We start from the raw sequence: 18,877 nt of genomic DNA on the forward strand, positions 1-18,877 counted from the left end.
ATTCGGCGGCGGACGTATGAAAAGGAGTTCATTCCCTGCCATACGTCCGCCGAGGTGTTTCTAAAGTAATGTCGGCTTAGCTGTATTATAACAGCGCGTTGATACTGTATCTGTGATAAGAATCACACACATTATAGATCTTCACATTTTTTCCAAAAGGATCCGAGATCCCCCTCCACCCTGCTCAGCAGGTACTACTACCAGCTTGCGTGGCAGTCGTGCCCGAAGCTCTGGAACATGGCTGATAATGCCGACAGACAGTTGGTCGTTATGCAGTCTTTCCAGTGAGGTAATTACCGTATCGAGCAATTCCGGATCCAGCGTACCAAAGCCTTCGTCCAAAAAGAAAAATTGCAATGGATACTGCCCCCGCAGCTGAATCTGTGCCGAAAGTGCAAGTGCAAGTGACAAGGAAGTTAAGAACGTCTCTCCGCCGGAAAGCGTGGAGACCGGTCTTCTTACACCACCGTTTCCATCATCACGGATTACAAAGCCACCACCCGAATCAACCTCCAGCGCATAACGCTGTTTGCTCAGGAAACGAAGCCGCTGGGAAGCAGACTGGCATACCTGCATCAATTGTTCCTCCGCAATATACTCAACAAAAGCATTTCCACGTAAAACCGTCTGCAATTTGGACAAATGATCCTGTAGAGAAGCATGTTCTAGCCGCTGGGCTTCGAGCTCCATCCAGCGAATATGCCGATGCCGCAGATCCTCCAGATCTCGCTCTGCGCGCGCTCTTGCTTGCAGCGACATTTCATCCTCTGACTTACACACGCTTAAGCTCTCCTGGCTAACTTGCCACTCCTCTTCACTTAAGCTGGCTCCGTCAAGCTTCTCTTCAATATTGCGCAGCTGCAATGAGACTTCAGCTTCTTCCGCACGATGGGCATGTACCCGAGAAGAAGAAATTTCCCGCTCTTCAGGTGCGAGTGCTGCTCCTTCAACCTCAGCGGCGGAACTAAAAGGTGAAGAGGTTAAGCTTTGCTCCCACAGATGGCTTGAAGTCACATAATGCTCTCGAGCAGATTCTGCAGCCTGGCGGGTAATCGCTGCCTCCTTGATCTCATGCTGCGCTTTTTCCGCTGCCGTGAGATGTAATCGTTGGCTGGTCTCCACAGCTGCTAACAATTCCTGCAGACGACGCTCACACTCTGCTAGAAGAGGGGCAGCAGCGCGGCCATTAGTCCACTCTAGAAGACGCCGTTCTTTTTCACGCTGCAATTCTTCTTTGCCTTCCATCTGTGTATTCCACTGAGTAAGCTCTTTATCGAGTCCGGTGATGGTCTCCTGAAGATTCTGCACCGAAGCGCTTTTCTCATCCAGAAACTTGACACTGATTTCCAGTCGGGATCTAATTTCCTCAGCTTGAGCATCCTTGGCTAACAGCTCACGATAAGCTTTTTCTACCTCTTCCGGTGCCAAATCAGGGAACTGCTGTACCCAGTTCTGCCGCAAAGCGGTTAGTTGGCCACTCAGTTCCTCGGCTTTGGCGGTTAGGCCTTCTACCCAGCTTCGCTCACCTTCGGCACCCGCTGCTTCTTTGAGGCATAGCTGCTGAACTTCCTGCATCGATTGCTGCCACTGTATCGCTGTACGGCGCAGTTCTCCAGACTGGCTTTTTAATGCTAAAAATGCAGCATCAAGTTCTGCCAAAGCTTTTTCATCCGGGATGGACATATCGGTAGAGGAAACCTCGGCAGTGCTGACTTCTGAGCCTGCCGCTGCAGGATGATTTACCGTATCAAAAGCTCCATCACCAAACACCTGCTCCAGCCAAACCAGGTCCTGCTCCCGCAGACCACGGAACATATGGCGTGCTTCCAAAGCACGTCTGGACAACACCCGAGCCTGTTGAAGCTTTATCTCCAGTTCCTGTTGCTCTAAGTTATCCTGCAATACAGCAGGGGCCGGGTGGTGTTCGCTGCCACATACAGGGCAAGGTTGTCCTGCTTCCAATTCTTTAGCCAATCCAAGCGACAGTCTGTGCAACTCATGCCCCTTGAGGGCCGCTTCCAAAGAACTGATATGTTGCTCCAGACTTTCTGCTGCGGTGCACGCAGCTTCTTCTGTCGCCAGCAGCTTCTCTTGATGCAGCGCCGCCTCGCGGATCAGCTGCCCGCGAGAAGCTTCCTGCTGCCCGCGACGGCCCTCGGCCTCCGCGAGGCGCGCCTGCGCAGCCGCGAGTGCAGCGGCACGCTCGCGGCGCTCCTTCTCCGCCTTATCCCACTGGGATTCGGCGGAGTGCAGCCCTTGCAGTCTCTGCATCGCTTCTTGCAGAGACTGCCGCTCCTGGGAGCGGACACCGAGCGGCTGCAAGCTCTGCTGCAGCTCTTGCTGGCGCTTTTGGCCCTTGGCCAAAAGCTCACGCTCCCGGGCCATGCCCTCCCGCAGCTCCGCCAGCTTGCGGGAGGCCTCTTCGCGGCGCTCGCGCAGAGCCGCGAGTTCGCGCCGCAGGGCGCCGAGCTCGGACTCGAGCTCGAGCGCGCGGCGGTAGGTGTCGGCCCCCTGCCGGAGGGCCGGCTCTTCCGCCGCAAGCGCGGCCTGCGCAGCAGCCGCGGCCGCAGCGGCACGCGCCGCCTCCTGCTCGGCAGCGGCGGCCAGCACCTCTTGACCCTCCGCGCGGGTCAATCGGCTCTTGAAGGCGTCTTCCGCGCTTCGCCATGCTTTCAGCGCGGGAAGCCTAGCCTCGGCCTCGTCAGCTTGGCCGAGCTTCCGTTCAAGGAGGAGAATCTCCTCCTCCTTGGAGAGCAGTCCCTGCCGCTGCAATTCGCGGCGGGTCCGTTCCTCTTGCAGCTCGCGAATGCGCGTGAAACGCTCCGCGACCTGCAGCGCCGCCTCCAGCTTGCGGCGGCATTCCGCAGCATGCTGGGCTGCTTGTTCGAGGCGCTCCGCCGCTGCCTTTACATCCTCTTTGCCTGCGCTGCCAAGCCCCTGCTGCTCCGCTTCGAATGCGCGGAGCGCAGCCTCATTCTCCTTCACCCGTCGGCTAAGCTTCAACGCAAGCTGATCGCCATACTGTTCCAAATGGAACAGGCGCTGCAGCATTTGTCGGCGGTCTACGCCCCGAAGCGATAAGAATTCGGCGAATTTCCCCTGCGGCAATACAACTGCTCGCGTGAAGTCATCCATTTTGAGCCCAATATGCTCTTCCACACAACGTGTAACATCTGCGAGTTTATCCGCCATAACGTTATCCCCGTCAGGTGTAACTTCAATGAAACGGCTAATGGTGTTACTAACTGTTTGCTCACCTGTCCGCTTGAACTTACGTTCAACGCGATAACGATGTGCCCCAGCGGAAGAAGTGAGCTCAAAGGTAAACGCCACGCTGAGTGAATCCTCAGAGTGATTCATAATCCCCTGTGTTCCATTAACGGCGCGCTCCACTTTGCCGTACATTGCCAAAGTAATAGCATCCAGCAAACTGGACTTGCCGCTGCCCGTAGGTCCAAAAATCCCAAACAGCCCGGTCTCACACAGACTTTCAAAATCTATTTCCTGCATTTCTCTATAACTCTGCAATCCTGCCACTTTTAATAAAATAGGCTTCACCTTAGTTCTCCTCTCCTTCCTCCGGCTGCTGCCGTTCTTCTTCGGTTAGCTGTAAGAACAGCTCAATCAAACGATCCTCCGGCTCCGCCCCGCCCGTCTGGCGCTGATAGAATTTACGGAACAATTCTTGTACAGGCATACGTGAACGGGAAATTTGTTCGAGCTCCAGCTCCATTTGCGGATAAATCGGACGAATATGAATGATCCCCTCACGTGATTTACGCAGGCGCTGAATATCATTCATCGACATAGCTTCACTGAGCCGAATCTCCAAATCTATAAAAGCGGTAGCATCTCTACATTCATCCAACCAGTTATATACCTCTTGCAATCCCCCCGTAGAGCTCCATCTTACAAGTGGACGCCCACAGCGAAGATAGATTTCTTCGAAGGTCGGCTCACCGCCCGGCGCAACATCAATCAGCGTCACCGACTTGGCTTGTCCTGCTTCCGAAAAGCTATATGCCAGCGGGGATCCGCTATAACGGATCATCCCTTCCCCTTTTACACGCTGAGCGCGATGAAGATGGCCTAGTGCAGTATATTGCGCTCCACAGGATAAAGCAGAAGGGTCTACAGTGTAAGCCCCGCCCACCTGAATCGGGCGTTCCGAATCACTCTCTACACCTCCAAGCACATAAATATGGCTCATCGCCAAATTCACGGTTTGTGGCGTAAATTCCCGTCCCAACAGTTGCATAAGTTTGCCTACCCGTGCGCTGTAAGCTAGTCGAAGCTCCTCTTCCCCGCTGTCCCCAGCAAGCAACTCACCGAGACGTGCCTCAGAGGGATAGGGAAGGGCTGCGATTTTGGCAATCTCACCTGTCCGCGCAGCATGAACTGTCACTGGCTCTGAGGTTGGAAGTCCTACCAAGGTAATCCCCTGCCTTAATACAAGCGGGGAGACTGAAGATACGCGCTCCGGTTGGTCATGATTGCCGGCAATCACCACAAGGGGCCTGCCCCCTGAAGTCAGCCTGGCAGCAGCCTCATAGAATAATTGCTCCGAAGCCGCTGGCGGATTAACGGAATCGTACACATCTCCCGCCATCATAATCAAATCCACCTTATGAAAATCGGCGATCTCCACCAATTCATCTATGAACTGCTCTTGCTCCTTCTGGCGGCTTCTTCCCTCCAGCGTACGGCCCAAGTGCCAATCCCCCGTATGCAATATCCGCATCTTCGTCCTCTTTCCCCGCTCCTATGCGGCAATGAATAATTTATAATTTCACAGCATGATCGCCGTCAAAAAAGTACAGCCAAATCTCGCTGATCGGTTCTCCCAAAATATCATGTAATGCCTTGCTGTATAACTCTAGCTGAAAACGATATTTTTCCTTAAGTGCCTCTAAGCCGCCCTGATGTTCTAATACAGAGTCCGTCTTATAGTCTAGCAGAATAATCCGGTCCTCTTCACGGAACAGGCAGTCAATGACCCCTTGAATTAGCACAGCCTCACTAAAGCCTTCCTTATTGTTCTCAGGGGAAAGCTCCGAGACGGCTTCATTCATATAATCGAGCCCTCGATAAGCCTCACCTGCGGGAACCATATAACTGAACGGCATTTCTCTAAGCTTCCAAGAAGAAGCTATTAATCTACGTCCCAGTTCATTAGTATAAAAAGCTTCTATCTGATCGGGAGCTACAGCCTCCACCTGCTCAGCAGTTAGAATAGCCACTCTCTGAAGTCGGGCTAAGGTTTCTTCCACAACCATAGGATCAACCGGGCCCTCCAGCGGAATATGCTGCATGACTGTATGGTATGCTGTCCCGCGTTCCGCTGGGGTTAGACTGCGTTTTTCCATAAATTTCGGACGCCGCAAATGAAGACTGTCCGCACCTGCAACACTTGGACGTTTATCGTTTTCTATTGAGGTTGTAGAATTGCCTTCTTCCAGCAGATCAAAAGAGGGCTGCTCCTGCAACGACAACAACGCTTTTAACTCCGTAACAGAAGTTTTAGCCGGAATACCTGAGGCTGCCGCATACGGGTAATTCCATTCCAGTCTTCTAGCAATTTCATCGCTAGTCTCTGTTCCATATATATTTACAGCTTCACCCTTATGCAGTGCTTCGAGTACAGCTTGCCGTTCCTCTACCTTCTCCTCAGTCTGATCCGTTGGCAGAAACGCCCCAGAATTAAGTTCGGAAGCATTTTGCACACTGATGCTCCAGTTGGAGACATCGTTGTGCAGCACCGTGGAGACGGTACCTTCTGAACCGCCCAGCTTACGAAGAATCGCCGCCGCAGGGTGCCGGATCAATGCCGGTCCGACCCAGTCCAAATAGCTGCGCCCTCGGGCCAGCAGATGATCTGCAAGCAGCAGCTCATCCCGGTTCTGTACGCTGCTCCAGCTAGCGATTTTGCGCGGCAAATCTCTTACAGTGCCTACTAGAATCATTTTATCTCTCGGACGAGTTAACGCTACATATAATACACGCATCTCTTCAGCTAATAATTCAAGCCGTGTACGCCGGTTAATAGCCAGATAAGGAAGTGTTGGGTAGCTAACTCGCGTTTCCCGTTCCACAAAACGCGGCCCAAAGCCAAGCTCTTTGTGCATAAGAAATGGCGAATGCAAATCTTGTCGATTGAACTGTTTTGCCATCCCGGCTACAAAAACAACAGGGAACTCCAGCCCCTTGGATTTATGGATGGTCATGATTCTGACGCCATTGCCTTCTTCACCGCCACCGCCAGCTACACCCAGATCTCCGCCATTCTCACGAAGCCGTGAAATGAACACCAGAAAACGGAACAATCCACGCGCTGCGGTGTCATTCTCAAATTGCACAGCCCGATCATACAAAGCTTTAAGATTGTTCTGGCGCTGCGAGCCTCCAGGCAGTCCTCCAACCCATTCCAGATAGCCGCTCTCCCCATAGATACGCCAGATCAGCTCACTGAGACTACCTTGTCTAGCCGCATTTCTCCAGCTTTCCAGCTGTTCTAGGAAATGTCTAAGCTTGCGCTTCAGTTCTGGACTGATCTGCGGCAGATCTTTATCAGGTAAAACATTATTTTCGACGGTGCTTGCGGATTCAATCACATGAGCCGAGAAGAGGTCATACTCTTCTTCAGCCTCTTTTGCATATTGCATATCCACCGCCATCTGTACTGCTTGAAAATAAGGACCCTGACTACACATACGCACCGTAGCCAATTCTTCTTCCGTTAATCCGACCACAGGTGAACGAAGTACGCCAGCCAGCGGAATGTCCTGCTGAGGATTATCAACTATTTTTAAGAGGGAGAGTGCAATTTCCACTTCTGTAGCTTCAAAATAACCTTTATTCAGATCACCATAAGCAGGGATTCCTTCCATCCGAAGCTCTTCGATGATTAGAGGGGTCCAGATTCTTGCCGAGCGAAGCAGGATTACGATATCACCGTAAATAACCGGGCGCATAATCTTGAGTCCTTTATCGTAGATAAGCAGCGGCGATCCACCGGTCATCCCCGTCATTTGTGAAATACGCCGGGCAATTGCCCGTGCTTCCAGCTGCGCCGTCTCGCTCTCAATGGCTTCACTCTCCTGAAGTGGCGCCTCACCGTCTTCAGAAGTCTCTTCTGACTTCCCTGCTGTTGAACCACGATCTATCAATAATAACTCCGGTACAAAAAAGGTATCGGGACCCTTCTCTGCTGCACCTGGGAAAGTCGCTCCGTAAACAAGCTCAGCGCGTTCGTCATAATTAATCTCCGCTACCGTCTCATTCATAATCTGCCGGAAGATCATATTAACGGCATTCACAACCTCCATGCGACTGCGAAAATTACGGGCCAGATCGATAACCGAACCGCTAGACGATTCATTAGTAATTTCAGATGGATCATCGATTGGGTGTGAGCCAAAGCTGCGGTATTTATCCAGGAATAGCCCCGGCTCCGCCAGACGGAATCGATAGATACTTTGCTTCATATCTCCGACCATAAACCGGTTACCGGGTGTTTCACGGGATATTAGCCGCACAATCTCCTCTTGCACACTATTCGTATCCTGATACTCATCCAGCAGAACCTCATCGAATTGAGCACGGTATTCCATAGCTGCATCAGAAGGCAGGGAATGACCGGGCGTAGAGTCCGGATGGCGTAGAATTTGCAGACAATAATGCTCCAAATCACTGAAGTCGACTAGACCTCTTCCTGCTTTTTCAATTCTATAACGTTCACCGAATGCTATCACTGTCTCTGCAAGCTCTGCCATCAGTGGAGCCGCTTCGTTCAGCTCTTTCAAAAAAACCTCAGGCGGACGGCCAAACAATGCTTTCTGAAGATCTAAAATACTCTTCTTCACACTGTCGCGCAGTTCCTTCACCATCTCCTGCAGTCCAGGATCTGTCGAATCCTTCTTACAAGCCTTTAATTTTCCAAAATATACTTCCATAAAAATATCATATAATTCTGCCCAAGGTCGTTCGTTAACGGCATCCTGCAGTGCATTTACCATCTCAAGATCAGTGGTTAAATTCTCAGCATAGGGTGCCGGACCACCCGGTTGTAGTGCAATCTCCCGGCCTTGCATCAGCTGACTGGCTGCACCCGCAAGTGTCAGCTTCGCTTCTTCAAGAATGCTCAGCACCCATGGCGTTCCACCCAGACTTTCGGTGTCTGGCAATGAGAAATCAGCTGCAGTATCACGGAGCCATTGCGCTGGCCAAGGATGGCTGCGGGCGTAATCATGCAATCGCTGTATGAGCGCATGCACTGCATCATCACTGCGTTCACCACTGAACCAATCAGCGAGCTGCACAAATATGCTATCCTCGCCATCCGCACCTACCTCACCGTACTTTTCCTCCAGCAACTCTTCGAGCAGCTCCTGCCGCATCATCTCCGCTTCATGCTCATTTAATATGCGGAAACCCGGATCAATCGGAATCATTTGATAATAACGCCGGATCACTTCCAGACAGAAGGAGTGCAATGTTGTAATCGAAGCTTTGCCCAGCAGGGATAGCTGACGGCGCAAATGGTCGTTCTCCCCGTTCTCCTCCAGCTCCCGATCAAGAGCTTCCCTGATCCGCTGCCGCATTTCGGCAGCCGCAGCTTTGGTAAACGTGGCTACTAGTAGCCTGTCTACACTGAAGCCGTTCTCTTCCTTACTGATCTTTCGAATAATCCGTTCTACCAGCACCGCCGTCTTGCCGGAACCTGCTGCCGCAGCAACAAGGATGTCATCACCGCTCTCCGCAATGGCGCGCCACTGGTCATCACTCCATATACTTCCTTCCGGTTTCGCTTCTATTTCAGCCTTCATACTCAAGGTGTAGTTCCTCCTTTGCGGGACAGCAGATCCCATATAACGTCCTTCCCTGGCTTACCCAGATTGTTATAGCTGTTGCCTTCCACAGCTTCATCGAACTGGCAGACAGGCCTAAAGGAACAGAATGTGCAGGCTGTCTCCTGCCCAATTCGGTACGGCTCAATCGCCACATCACCCTCTGTAATCCGTGTCCCGATATCCGAGATCGTCCCTCTAACGGAGGATAATAGATGGCTCCACTGCTCTGGTGTAGCTACTGAAGCACTGCTATAAAAGCTGCCGTCAGCTTTTACTGCTACAGGCACGATAGAAGAATACCCTTTGTCTAAAGTGGTATCCATCAGGGAGACAACCTCACGATCAGCTGTAAGCAGTCCTTTCATCTTGAAGCGTTTCAACAGCTCTTGCTCAGCCTGTTCCTTGTTCATCCCGTTGGATGAAGTTAACAACGGATCATGCACATGGAAATAAAGTGTGCCTGCTGGAAGTGCCGGCTGCCCCAGCCATTGCTCCGAATATGTCAGCAGCACATCCAGATAAGTCAGCATTTGCAACGACAAGCCATAATACACCTCATGCAGCTTGAGATCCTTTTGGCTCGATTTATAATCAATTACCCGCAGAAGAATACCGTTCTCTCCACGGGCCATGTCTACACGGTCAATCCGGCCAACGACCTCCATCACACAGCCATTCGGCAGCGTAATTCTTAAAGGCGGCAACTCCTTATCCGGTCCAAAATCCAGCTCCAGCCCTACTGGCTCAAAGCTGCCCCGGCGGGCGTGCTCGCCCAGAATCACAGAAGCACGTCCAACAATATTCTTAAGCTTACGGGAGATGTACCCGTAACGTTTGGAGCTCATTAGAATTTCACCCTGCAACATCGGAGATAGCCGTTCTACTGTCTCACTGGCCTCACGCCGACATTCATCCGGAGATAAGCTGCCCCAGCCCCGTCCCTCTTGTTTCAGTCTTATCGCCATATCACTTAACGCAGCATGGAACAGCTGTCCGATATCAGGTGCTTGCAGCTTATATAACTGGCGCTCTTTCAGTCTTAGTCCGTAGGACGCAAAATGGGAAAATGAGCACGCAACAAATTTCTCCATCCGGGACACACTGCCCCGCAGTGTTGAGCCACCATACAATCTGAGGCTTGTGCCACGCTTTAGCTTCATTCCCTTATTACGATAGAACAGTGAACTTAGCAAACGTTCCAGTTGAAATTTACGATCTTCGTTCTTAGTAAACCAGTTATACACATCCCACCATAGCTCCGGAATTTCTGTTCCCTGGCGCCACTGCCGCAGCTGCATAATCAATGCGCGAAGACTCTGTTCTGGTTGACCAATGAAACCGAGATGGATAGGATTTCCGACTTCTATAGGTAGTCCCGAAGGGGGAAGTGCTGACAAGCTGTGCTCTTGAACCCTTGGGAACATTCTATGCAAATGCCGGATAACCTCAGAGGGAAGGAGAGCTTTGCCCTCATCATCCGCTGTAGCGTAGCTAATCCAGAGCTTTCGGCTTCCTGTCGTTAGTGCATTATAGATCAGAAACCGCTCGTCCAGCAGTTTACGAGAAGCGCCGGGAGCAAGCTCCATTCCAGCATTCTCTAGTACGGAGCGTTCACCTTCCGAGAGAATTCCATCTTCCTTAAACTGCGCAGGCACAACACCTTCATTAAATCCAAGCAAAAAAGCGTATTTAACCCCCGTTGGGCGAGTCCGATCCATATTGCCGACCAATACTTGATCCAGTGCGGGCGGAACTAGTCCCATTTTAAGTTCAGCAAGACCTGTCTCTAGAACTCCAGTGAACACTTCAAACTCAAGTCTTTCATTGCCCATCATTTCTACTATCTGATCTAGAAGATCAAGTACCGCACCCCACAACTGGCTATGTTCCCTAGCCTTCTCGGGTTGGCCCTTCTCCATAGACTTAACACTGAGTTTCTCCAGCTTTCGTGCAACATCCGTCTCTTCAAGCAGCTTGTACAATGCCGTACAAAGTTCAAGACCGCTACGACTTTTCTGGATTCTTTTCTCAAAAGCAAATAATGGACCTGTTATACTAGCACGGCATCGTTCCATAGTAGCAAGCAGTTCATCATCCATCTGTCTGCCGCCTTCCAGCGACAAGCTAGGAATACCTTTCCATGAGCGGCCATCTGTCCAGCGGTACCCCTGAATCCCACAAGCCAGCACATAGTTTTCTAAAGCATCCATATCATCACGCGTAATACTACCGTCTAGCGGAAGCAGAAGCTCCGTCTTTACGCAACGGAATACATCCTCATAACGCCAGCGACGACGCACTACATCCAATGCGGAACGTATAAACTCCACTAGCGGATGATGCAGCTCATTCACCTTCTGGTCCAGAAAAAATGGCACTCCATAATCTTGGAACAACGGCTGAACCAGCTGCTCGTAATCGCCAATATTGCGCATCAATACGGCCATTTCGCCATATTTTGCACCTTCATCCCGCGCCAGTCTAGTCATTTCGCGCAGGGCTCCCTCAACCTCTGCTCTGTGCGAAACTGCGGCGCCTATGGATATAGCCTCTCTTGCCAGTTCATCCGCATCTATCCAAGCCTTCCGGCGATCATATCCCCGTTCAAGGTGAGCAAGTACTGGACTTTCTTCAAAACGTGGAAGAACCATTGGCTCCAGCAGCTCGTCCCATACATCAATGCCCAGCTCTTCAGCAATTCCACGCAGTTTAATGTAAGTAACCGCAGTTGGGTGAAACAATTCAAGCTCATTCAACTGATCTCCATAGGGGTAAGGACGATCAATTGTAAGCGAAACCGTCAGCTTCGAAGCTTGCTGCATCAATTCTCGAAGCACTACGAATTCCTGCGGAGTAAATCCATGGAACCCATCTACCCAAATCTCTGCCCCGCGAATGTAGGAGGAATCTGGAATATGCTCAGCCAGTTCCGCTAAACGATCCTCTTCATCGATATAAAGACGGGACATTTCCTTCTCTAAATCGCTAAATACCAGCTGCAAATCATCCAGCTTACCCTCAAGAATAGGACTTCTTGCAATAGCTCCTCGCATAGCGGACAGCTGTTCCTCTAAATCAGTGGAACCCAAACAGCAACGTTTCATCTCCGTGTGCAGTTGGTTCAGACGTTCCACAAAACCCGGTCTGTCTGCTGAGGCACCGAATAATTTCAGTTCCTCTTTGCGGCGACTGATGATTTTGTAAATTAACATTTTCTTACCTTCTTCACTGATTGGCAGACTTGCACTGCCACCAGTTTCCTGCTTCACACGATAGGCAAGCCGCGAAAAACTCAGTGTCTGCGCCCGAAGGCTTCCCTTCACATTCCCTACGGTCAGAAGCCCCCGTTCTGCTCCAAAAGAACCTTGCTCTGGCACAAGAATAATAATCGGCGCACCAAGCGGTTCCTTTTCTAAGGAAGAAGAGATAGATTCCCATATTTTTGTTGTCTTGCCACTGCCCGAGCGGCCTAGTAAAAAGGTTACCGGCATAAATGATAGACTCCTTCCGTAGCGGAGAAAATATATAGAATACAGGGTGAAATATCCACCTATTGATTACACTCCAATTAAAAAAGTTCAGTGATTCCTCGTCCCCTCAGTATATCATAACCACACTAATCGGAACATGTGTTTGCTAGTATTTTCTAATGTTTTGCAAAGGATAAACAGCTATGAGTACAAATAAAAAAAGCAAACCTCCGGATTTTGGCGGCTTGCTTTTTAGAGTGTTTAGTTTGTTTTTAATGCCAGTTGTGCAACGTTAGATAGGAGCTGCCAATGTCGGAGCGTAGGGTCAATGTTAGACTGTTGGCGTTCAGCGTTCAGCGTTCAGCGTTCAGCGTTCAGCGTTCAATATTCAATACTCAACATTAGCACTCTACGCCGATCGTTTTGTAATCCGCATTCCGCATATCATAATTCAATAAGCATCATTCGTTGTTTACTATTTAGTATTCCGAATTTAACACTCAACATTTCGGCTCGGCTTGTTTCATTAATTACTTACGGACCCAGGAGCCGTTATTCGTGGATTCAGTGCTGTTATGGCAACTTTTCGGACCCCACTGACGCTATTCTTCGAAAATGTGCTGCATTACGGGTGTTATTGGGGCAATAGCGCCTTTAGGGTCCGTAAGAATTCAATAATGGGCTGTTTACGCTAAATAGAGTCATCTGAGTCCGTTGGCAACTCCTTGCCTTACAGTCGACTCACGGCCACCCTACGTCCAGCCCGTTTATCCTACTTGTTACTTGGCACTGTAAACCTTTTTGACCTTCAGGCTTATTTTTTACTCCGCACTTCAAAAATCGCAAACTTCAGATAGTGTCCTTCGTTAACGCCAAGTATTTGTGGGTGGTCTTTGCCTGCGGCCCGCCATTCCACAAGTCTCAGCACCTTGCCAGCATCTTTAGCCGCATCGGCAATCGTTTCGAGGAACAGATCTGGCTGCATATGGTAAGAACAGCTTGCGGTAACCAAATAGCCGCCTTCGTTCACCAGCTTCATCCCGTGCAGATTGATATCCTTGTAACCACGGCAAGCGCCAGCTACTGCACTTTTGGTTTTGGCAAACGCCGGAGGGTCCAGGATGACTACATCCCAAGTTCTTCCTCCACCTGCCGTCATCGGCTTGGATGTGTCGGTTTTGGCTGTTTTGCCTCCGGATTTAGGATTTGCAGCAGCTGCTGCCGTCTCTGTTCCACTGGCAACTGTCGCCCGTTCAGAACGTTCCTCTAGTCCTTTAACCTGATTCCGTAGATATGCAAAAGCATCATCCACTACGAATTCAACACGATCGCTAAAGCCGTTCAGCTCCACATTCACTTTGGCACTCTCAATGGCGTGTGCTGAAACGTCAAGGCAGGTTACTTTTTTCGCGCCATACTTGCAGGCATGCAGCGTGAAGCTGCCCGTATGCGAGAAGCATTCCAGCACTGTCGCACCGTCCCAATAAGGGAACGTTACATGTTTGCCGCTCTTATTAACTGGTAAGGTCTGTAGCGAACCATCCTCAGTTTCAATTTCCTGTAGCGTAATGCCGCTTCGTCCTCCCCAGCCTTTCATGAGCGGAGCAATGGAAGCTCTATTCTCACGTTGGTCAAAGAAGTAACCTGTCTTCTGGCCCTCTTCAATATCAACGACCAGCTTCAGGCCATTCTCGCTCACGGTTACATGCCTTGGACATTCCCCGTACAGCACCCCCGTTGTCTGCTCCATACCTTCAAGCTCGCGCACACTAACATCACTGCGCTCATAGATTCCGCGCGGTGCCATAACCTGCACCAATGCTTCGACGATTTCTGCACGCCGCTTGTCCATTCCGAGGGTAAGCAGCTGCACAACCAAAATATCTCCGAATCGATCTACAATAAGCCCCGGCAAAAAGTCCGCTTCACCATAAACCAAGCGATAAGCATCCGCACCCGGAAGGAACCGGTTTCTGTGTTGCAGACAATTCGCAAAACGTTCTGCAAAAAAGGCTGTATCCATGATCGCAAGGGGTCCCTGCGATACAATTCTTACCCGAATTTGTGACGCTGGATTGTAATATCCTACGGCCAAAAATCGGCCCTGATGATTAAGGACATCTACTAATCCCCCCGCTTCCGGATTTCCTTCTACCGATGCGACTTCACCTGCATAGACCCACGGATGGCCCTGTTCCAGTCTTTTTTTGCGATTGCGTTCTAAAATAACCGATGGCAATGACTTCAACTCCCTGTTTTTCTAAAAATGTTTTTATACATGTCCCATGCAATACATTCATATATTGGTGTACAACCCTCGTCCAAAGGAGTATGCCCTATGTTCAGTGATTTGCTGTTCCCTATCATATATGGTCTTGTTATCTTTCTAGCCGGCATGAAGCTGATGGAAACGGCGTTGTCCAAGCTAGCAGGCCCTCTATTAACTACAAGCCTAAATAGAGCTACCTCAACACCTATTAAAGGAATGATTGCCAGCAGCCTTTTGTCCGCCTTACTCCAGAGCAGTACTGCTGTAACGGTGTTGACTATCGGCATGGTCAATGCCGGCCTGCTTACCTATGCCCGCACACTTGGCATTATCCTGGGCAGCAACATCGGCACCACATTAACTACAGAATTGATCGGACTTCAGATCAATACCATGGCCACGCCCTTGCTGGCAGCCTCGCTCAGTCTGTGGGCAGCGGCAGTTATTGCAGGCGAACTGCCGCCTACATCACGAGTGGCAGAGCTCTGCCACAAAATATCCCCGCCGCTGCAATTTATCAGTCTGGCTGTATCAGGCTTCGCCCTCGTCCTATGGGGCATCGCTGTCATGCAGTCTATCGGCGGAATACTTCAGGAAAGTGGCTTATTCCTCTGGTTCCTAAACCATGCCGCTACTAGTGCCTTATGGGGGCTCGCCGCTGGAGCGTGCCTAACAGCCATGCTCCATAGCAGCGCTGCTGTCATAGCTATGGCTATGAGCATTGCCGCCTCGGGTGCCATGCCGCCTGAGCTAGGTATAGCCATTGTGCTGGGCGCCAACGTAGGCACCTGTGTTACAGCGGTCATCGCTTCCATCGGCGGCACGCCATCCGGCGTCTTCGTCGCTTGGTCCCATGTTGCGCTTAATGTAGGTGGTGCACTATTATTCTTGCCCATGATCGGGCTGCTACAAGCAAGTGCTGCATGGATTGGTGGAGGCCCTGCTTCACAAATCGCCCACGCCCAGACCATTTTCAACGTAGTCTGCTCACTTCTAGCACTGCCATTATGCTACCTGCCTATATGGTCAAAACTGGAGAAACGTCTTCAGTCTTAACAAAAAGGTGCCGTTTATTATAATCCCAGTTTTCCACAACTGTACTATTATACTTCAATCGAAAATATTATAAAACCGCGAACCGTCGTAAAAAGTGATCACCGTCGAGAAAATTCCAATCAGCGCAAACAAAGCCAATGCAAAATAATCGTCTCTCGTGAACGGGCGACGGCTATACCAAGTTCGTTTGGTCTCAGTGCCAAAGCCGCGCAGCTCCATAGCGGTACTGATATTTTCAATCCGCTCGATACTAGTCAGAATTAGGGGCATCAGAATCGAAATGATATTTTTTAGCCGCTTAGGCAGCTTTTCTTTTCTAGAAATATCTATTCCCCTTGCTTGAGCAGAGAACGATATATTCTCATAATCTCGTTGAATATCCGGAATGTACCGCAGTGCCAGCGATACAGAATATGCAATTTTATAGTTCACTCCAACTCTATTTAAGGATGCTGCAAATTCACTGGGATTGGTCGTTAGAAGAAATAATAATGCCATAGGAATGACCACCGCATATTTCAGGGCAATATTGAATTGATAAAATAGCTGCTCCCAAGTTACCGTATACCGGCCTGCAATATGCATAATATCATGACGTGTCCCGTAAACACGTACGCCCTCCAAAGGAGAAAAGATAAAGATAGCTATATGATTAAGCAAAAAGAAAATCAAGATGAAATATAATACGAAAGCATAATCCTGAAATTGAACTTTGGAAATTCTAAAGGCAAGCAAACTAAATAACAGCATCACAATTAGACATCTTGTATCATATGTAATCATCCCCGTCACAGACCACACTACAAATAAAATCAACTTCGTAGCGCCGGTAAGACGGTGAATAGGTGAATCCTGCTTCGTAAAAGTTAACATTTTGGCCTTCATCCGCCTCGGCTCCTCCTATCATACGCAATGAACCTTCTTACGAACTCCTCCGGTTGTTTCAATCCAGCTTTTATAGCTAGGGCAAAAAGCGAGGTTTCTTTCAAGTTCGCTTTTTTCACCACATCAGTATTCGTTAATATTCGCTCAGGGCTATCATCCGCAAGCTTCACGCCATCAGCTAACACTATAGCTCTATCGGCATATTCCAGCATCAAGTGCATATCATGCGTAATCATAATGACCGTCATCCCCTGCCCCCGCAGCGTCAAGAGAAACTCCATCATTTCGTTATAATGCCTGTAATCCTGAGCAGCAGTCGGTTCATCCAAAATGATCACTTCCGGCTCCAGTACCAGAATGGCGGCAATCGTGACCCGTTTCTTCTGGCCGTAACTGAGCGCCGAGATCGGCCAGCTGCGAAAAAAATAAAGTCCGCACACCTTCAAGACTTGATGGACGCGTTCACGAACGAGCTCCTCAGGGCAATCTCGGAGTCTTAGTCCTAGGGCAACCTCATCATATAAAAGTGTCTTAGAAATCATATGATTGGGATTTTGCATAACAAAACCAATCCGCTCTGCCCGCTCCTTAATCGTGTCCTGAGCAATATCACGCCCATGCATCCGTATTGATCCGGAAGTAGGTTTATAGAATCCACAAATCAGCTTAGAAACTGTAGATTTCCCAGCCCCATTTCGCCCCGCTATACAGACCATCTCTCCTTTATGAATACAGAGATTGAGCTTATCCAGCACCTGCTGATTTTTTTCGTATCCAAAAGAAATATCTTGCAGTTCAAGGATGGGTGGGCTCTCCAGCTTATCCTGGCGTGACTGATTGCACTCATACCAGATCTTAAGTTTATTAGAACACGCCTCCAACTGAATATCGTTCACATGCTGCGGATTCATATTTGCTGTAATCGAACATCCGGCATACTTCAAAGCCGTTAAATAGAGAGGTTCCCGAATGCCAACTTCTGAAAGCAACGTTGTGCTCAACAATTCTGCAGCCGGCATATCCGCCGCAATACGTCCTTCATCGATCACAATAATACGATCCACCGCCCGATGCAGCACCTCTTCAAGACGATGCTCGATCATAATAACGGTTTTACCTGTCTCTTTATGCACTCGATCAATAAGCTCAATCGCTTTTGTACCTGTATAAGGATCTAAGCTTGCCAGCGGTTCATCAAAGAGCAGGATGTCCACATCACCTACCAGAACACCTGCCAAGGACGTTTTTTGCTTTTGTCCACCCGATAACTCCTGAGGAGAAGAGGCCAGAAATTCGTGGATATCCACCGCTCTTGCGGCAGCCGCCACTTTGCTATTCATTTCTGTCTGTTGAACCACATGGTTCTCTAGACTGAAGGCGATATCCTCACCAACCGTTAATCCTACAAATTGTCCATCCGGGTCCTGCAATACGGTACCTACCTGATTGGACAGCTCTGCGATACTCAGATCCTTCTGCTCCTGGCCTATAACCCGTAATGAACCTGATATTTCCCCTCTGTAAGCAAAAGGGATGAGACCATTAATGCAATGAGCCAGTGTACTTTTCCCAGAACCTGAGGGTCCCACGATAAGCACCTTCTCCCCTTCAACAATCGTTAAGTTAATCCCCTGTAGTGTGGGTTCCTGCTGCGCCCGATATTGAAAGCTGAAATCCTTAAATTCAATCATTACTTTTTTCATCTGAGACCTTCCTCTGGGTTAATGTGAAGAGAAAAAAGCCGGTGATTTCCACCGGCTTTTTAGCTTGGATATGTATTCCACTCAAGCTTCTCTAGTCAAGCTGCCCTGTTTCGTTCTTGTCTTAGCATACGCAATGGCTAGTAAAGATCCGATCACTGCCACCGAAGCTATATTTAATGCACCTGCGGTCAGTCCTTGCGTAAATACTTTATTAGCGGGTTCTGCATAGATCAGAATATCCAACACTGGGGCTACAAGGAACCAAGCTACAGCATTCGCTGCAATCTGAGCCAGATTAAAGCGTATTATTTCCTTCCGTCCGAATTCCCCGTCATGAATAGCGATTCTAGCTACTAACAAGCCAATAACCAGCCCTACAATTCCTGATGATATGACCCAACTGAACCATGGCGATCCATAAGATATCGTATCCTTCAGGGTATGCCCGATCAGGCCTATAAATAATCCGGCAAACGGGCCGTACAATAGGGAGAACAATGCCAGTAATGCGTATGTAGTCTCGATGTTAGTGTTTGGAATACCCGAAGGAATCGAGCCGAATCTCCCCAATATAACGAATAAAGCAGAACCAATACCAATCGCTACAATCGTCTTGATCGACAACACCTTTTGTTTTGCCATGTT

The 18,877-nt window shown here is 49.6% G+C and carries 9 protein-coding genes; 1 reads left to right on the forward strand and 8 read right to left on the reverse strand.

Annotated features, from left to right (window positions below):
* Positions 1-141: 141 nt before the first annotated feature.
* The 5 genes from NST25_RS23800 to NST25_RS23820 all read right to left on the reverse strand — a co-directional run bounded on the left by NST25_RS23800 (position 142) and on the right by NST25_RS23820 (position 14,558).
* Positions 142-3,558 carry an AAA family ATPase gene (locus NST25_RS23800; protein ID WP_340392620.1) on the reverse strand — a complete coding sequence of 1,139 codons (3,417 nt, stop codon included), beginning with the start codon at positions 3,556-3,558 and terminating at the stop codon, positions 142-144.
* 1 nt (position 3,559) lies between these two features.
* Entirely contained in the window at positions 3,560-4,741 is a 1,182-nt protein-coding gene (locus tag NST25_RS23805; RefSeq protein ID WP_340392621.1) for an exonuclease SbcCD subunit D, read from the reverse strand.
* A gap of 40 nt (positions 4,742-4,781) precedes the next feature.
* A complete protein-coding gene (addA, locus tag NST25_RS23810) occupies positions 4,782-8,825 on the reverse strand; it encodes a helicase-exonuclease AddAB subunit AddA (protein ID WP_340394462.1) in 4,044 nt (1,347 codons plus the stop codon).
* A 2-nt stretch (positions 8,826-8,827) separates the two neighbouring features.
* Positions 8,828-12,340: a helicase-exonuclease AddAB subunit AddB gene (gene addB / locus NST25_RS23815; RefSeq protein WP_340392622.1), complete on the reverse strand. Its 3,513-nt coding sequence runs from the start codon at positions 12,338-12,340 to the stop codon at positions 8,828-8,830.
* Positions 12,341-13,133: 793 nt separating this feature from the next.
* Positions 13,134-14,558: a class I SAM-dependent rRNA methyltransferase gene (locus tag NST25_RS23820; RefSeq protein WP_340392624.1), complete on the reverse strand. Its 1,425-nt coding sequence runs from the start codon at positions 14,556-14,558 to the stop codon at positions 13,134-13,136.
* Between the two features lie 99 nt (positions 14,559-14,657).
* Here NST25_RS23820 and NST25_RS23825 point away from each other — a divergent pair, with 99 nt between their 5' ends.
* Positions 14,658-15,644: a Na/Pi symporter gene (locus tag NST25_RS23825; RefSeq protein ID WP_076218327.1), complete on the forward strand. Its 987-nt coding sequence runs from the start codon at positions 14,658-14,660 to the stop codon at positions 15,642-15,644.
* Positions 15,645-15,698: 54 nt separating this feature from the next.
* Here the strand turns inward: NST25_RS23825 and NST25_RS23830 are convergent, their stop codons facing one another.
* The 3 genes from NST25_RS23830 to NST25_RS23840 form a co-directional block, all read right to left on the reverse strand.
* The gene (locus NST25_RS23830) at positions 15,699-16,529 is read right to left on the reverse strand and encodes an energy-coupling factor transporter transmembrane component T (RefSeq protein WP_076128979.1); all 831 of its coding nucleotides are present in this window, start codon (positions 16,527-16,529) and stop codon (positions 15,699-15,701) included.
* The gene (locus NST25_RS23835) at positions 16,526-18,232 is read right to left on the reverse strand and encodes an ABC transporter ATP-binding protein (protein WP_340392625.1); all 1,707 of its coding nucleotides are present in this window, start codon (positions 18,230-18,232) and stop codon (positions 16,526-16,528) included. The genes NST25_RS23830 and NST25_RS23835 overlap by 4 nt, the downstream gene beginning before the upstream one ends.
* An 81-nt stretch (positions 18,233-18,313) precedes the next feature.
* The gene (locus tag NST25_RS23840) at positions 18,314-18,874 is read right to left on the reverse strand and encodes an ECF-type riboflavin transporter substrate-binding protein (protein ID WP_076128974.1); all 561 of its coding nucleotides are present in this window, start codon (positions 18,872-18,874) and stop codon (positions 18,314-18,316) included.
* Positions 18,875-18,877 lie beyond the last annotated feature (3 nt).

It is taken from the genome of Paenibacillus sp. FSL E2-0190 (assembly GCF_037992965.1).
GTDB lineage: Bacteria > Bacillota > Bacilli > Paenibacillales > Paenibacillaceae > Paenibacillus_AQ > Paenibacillus_AQ odorifer.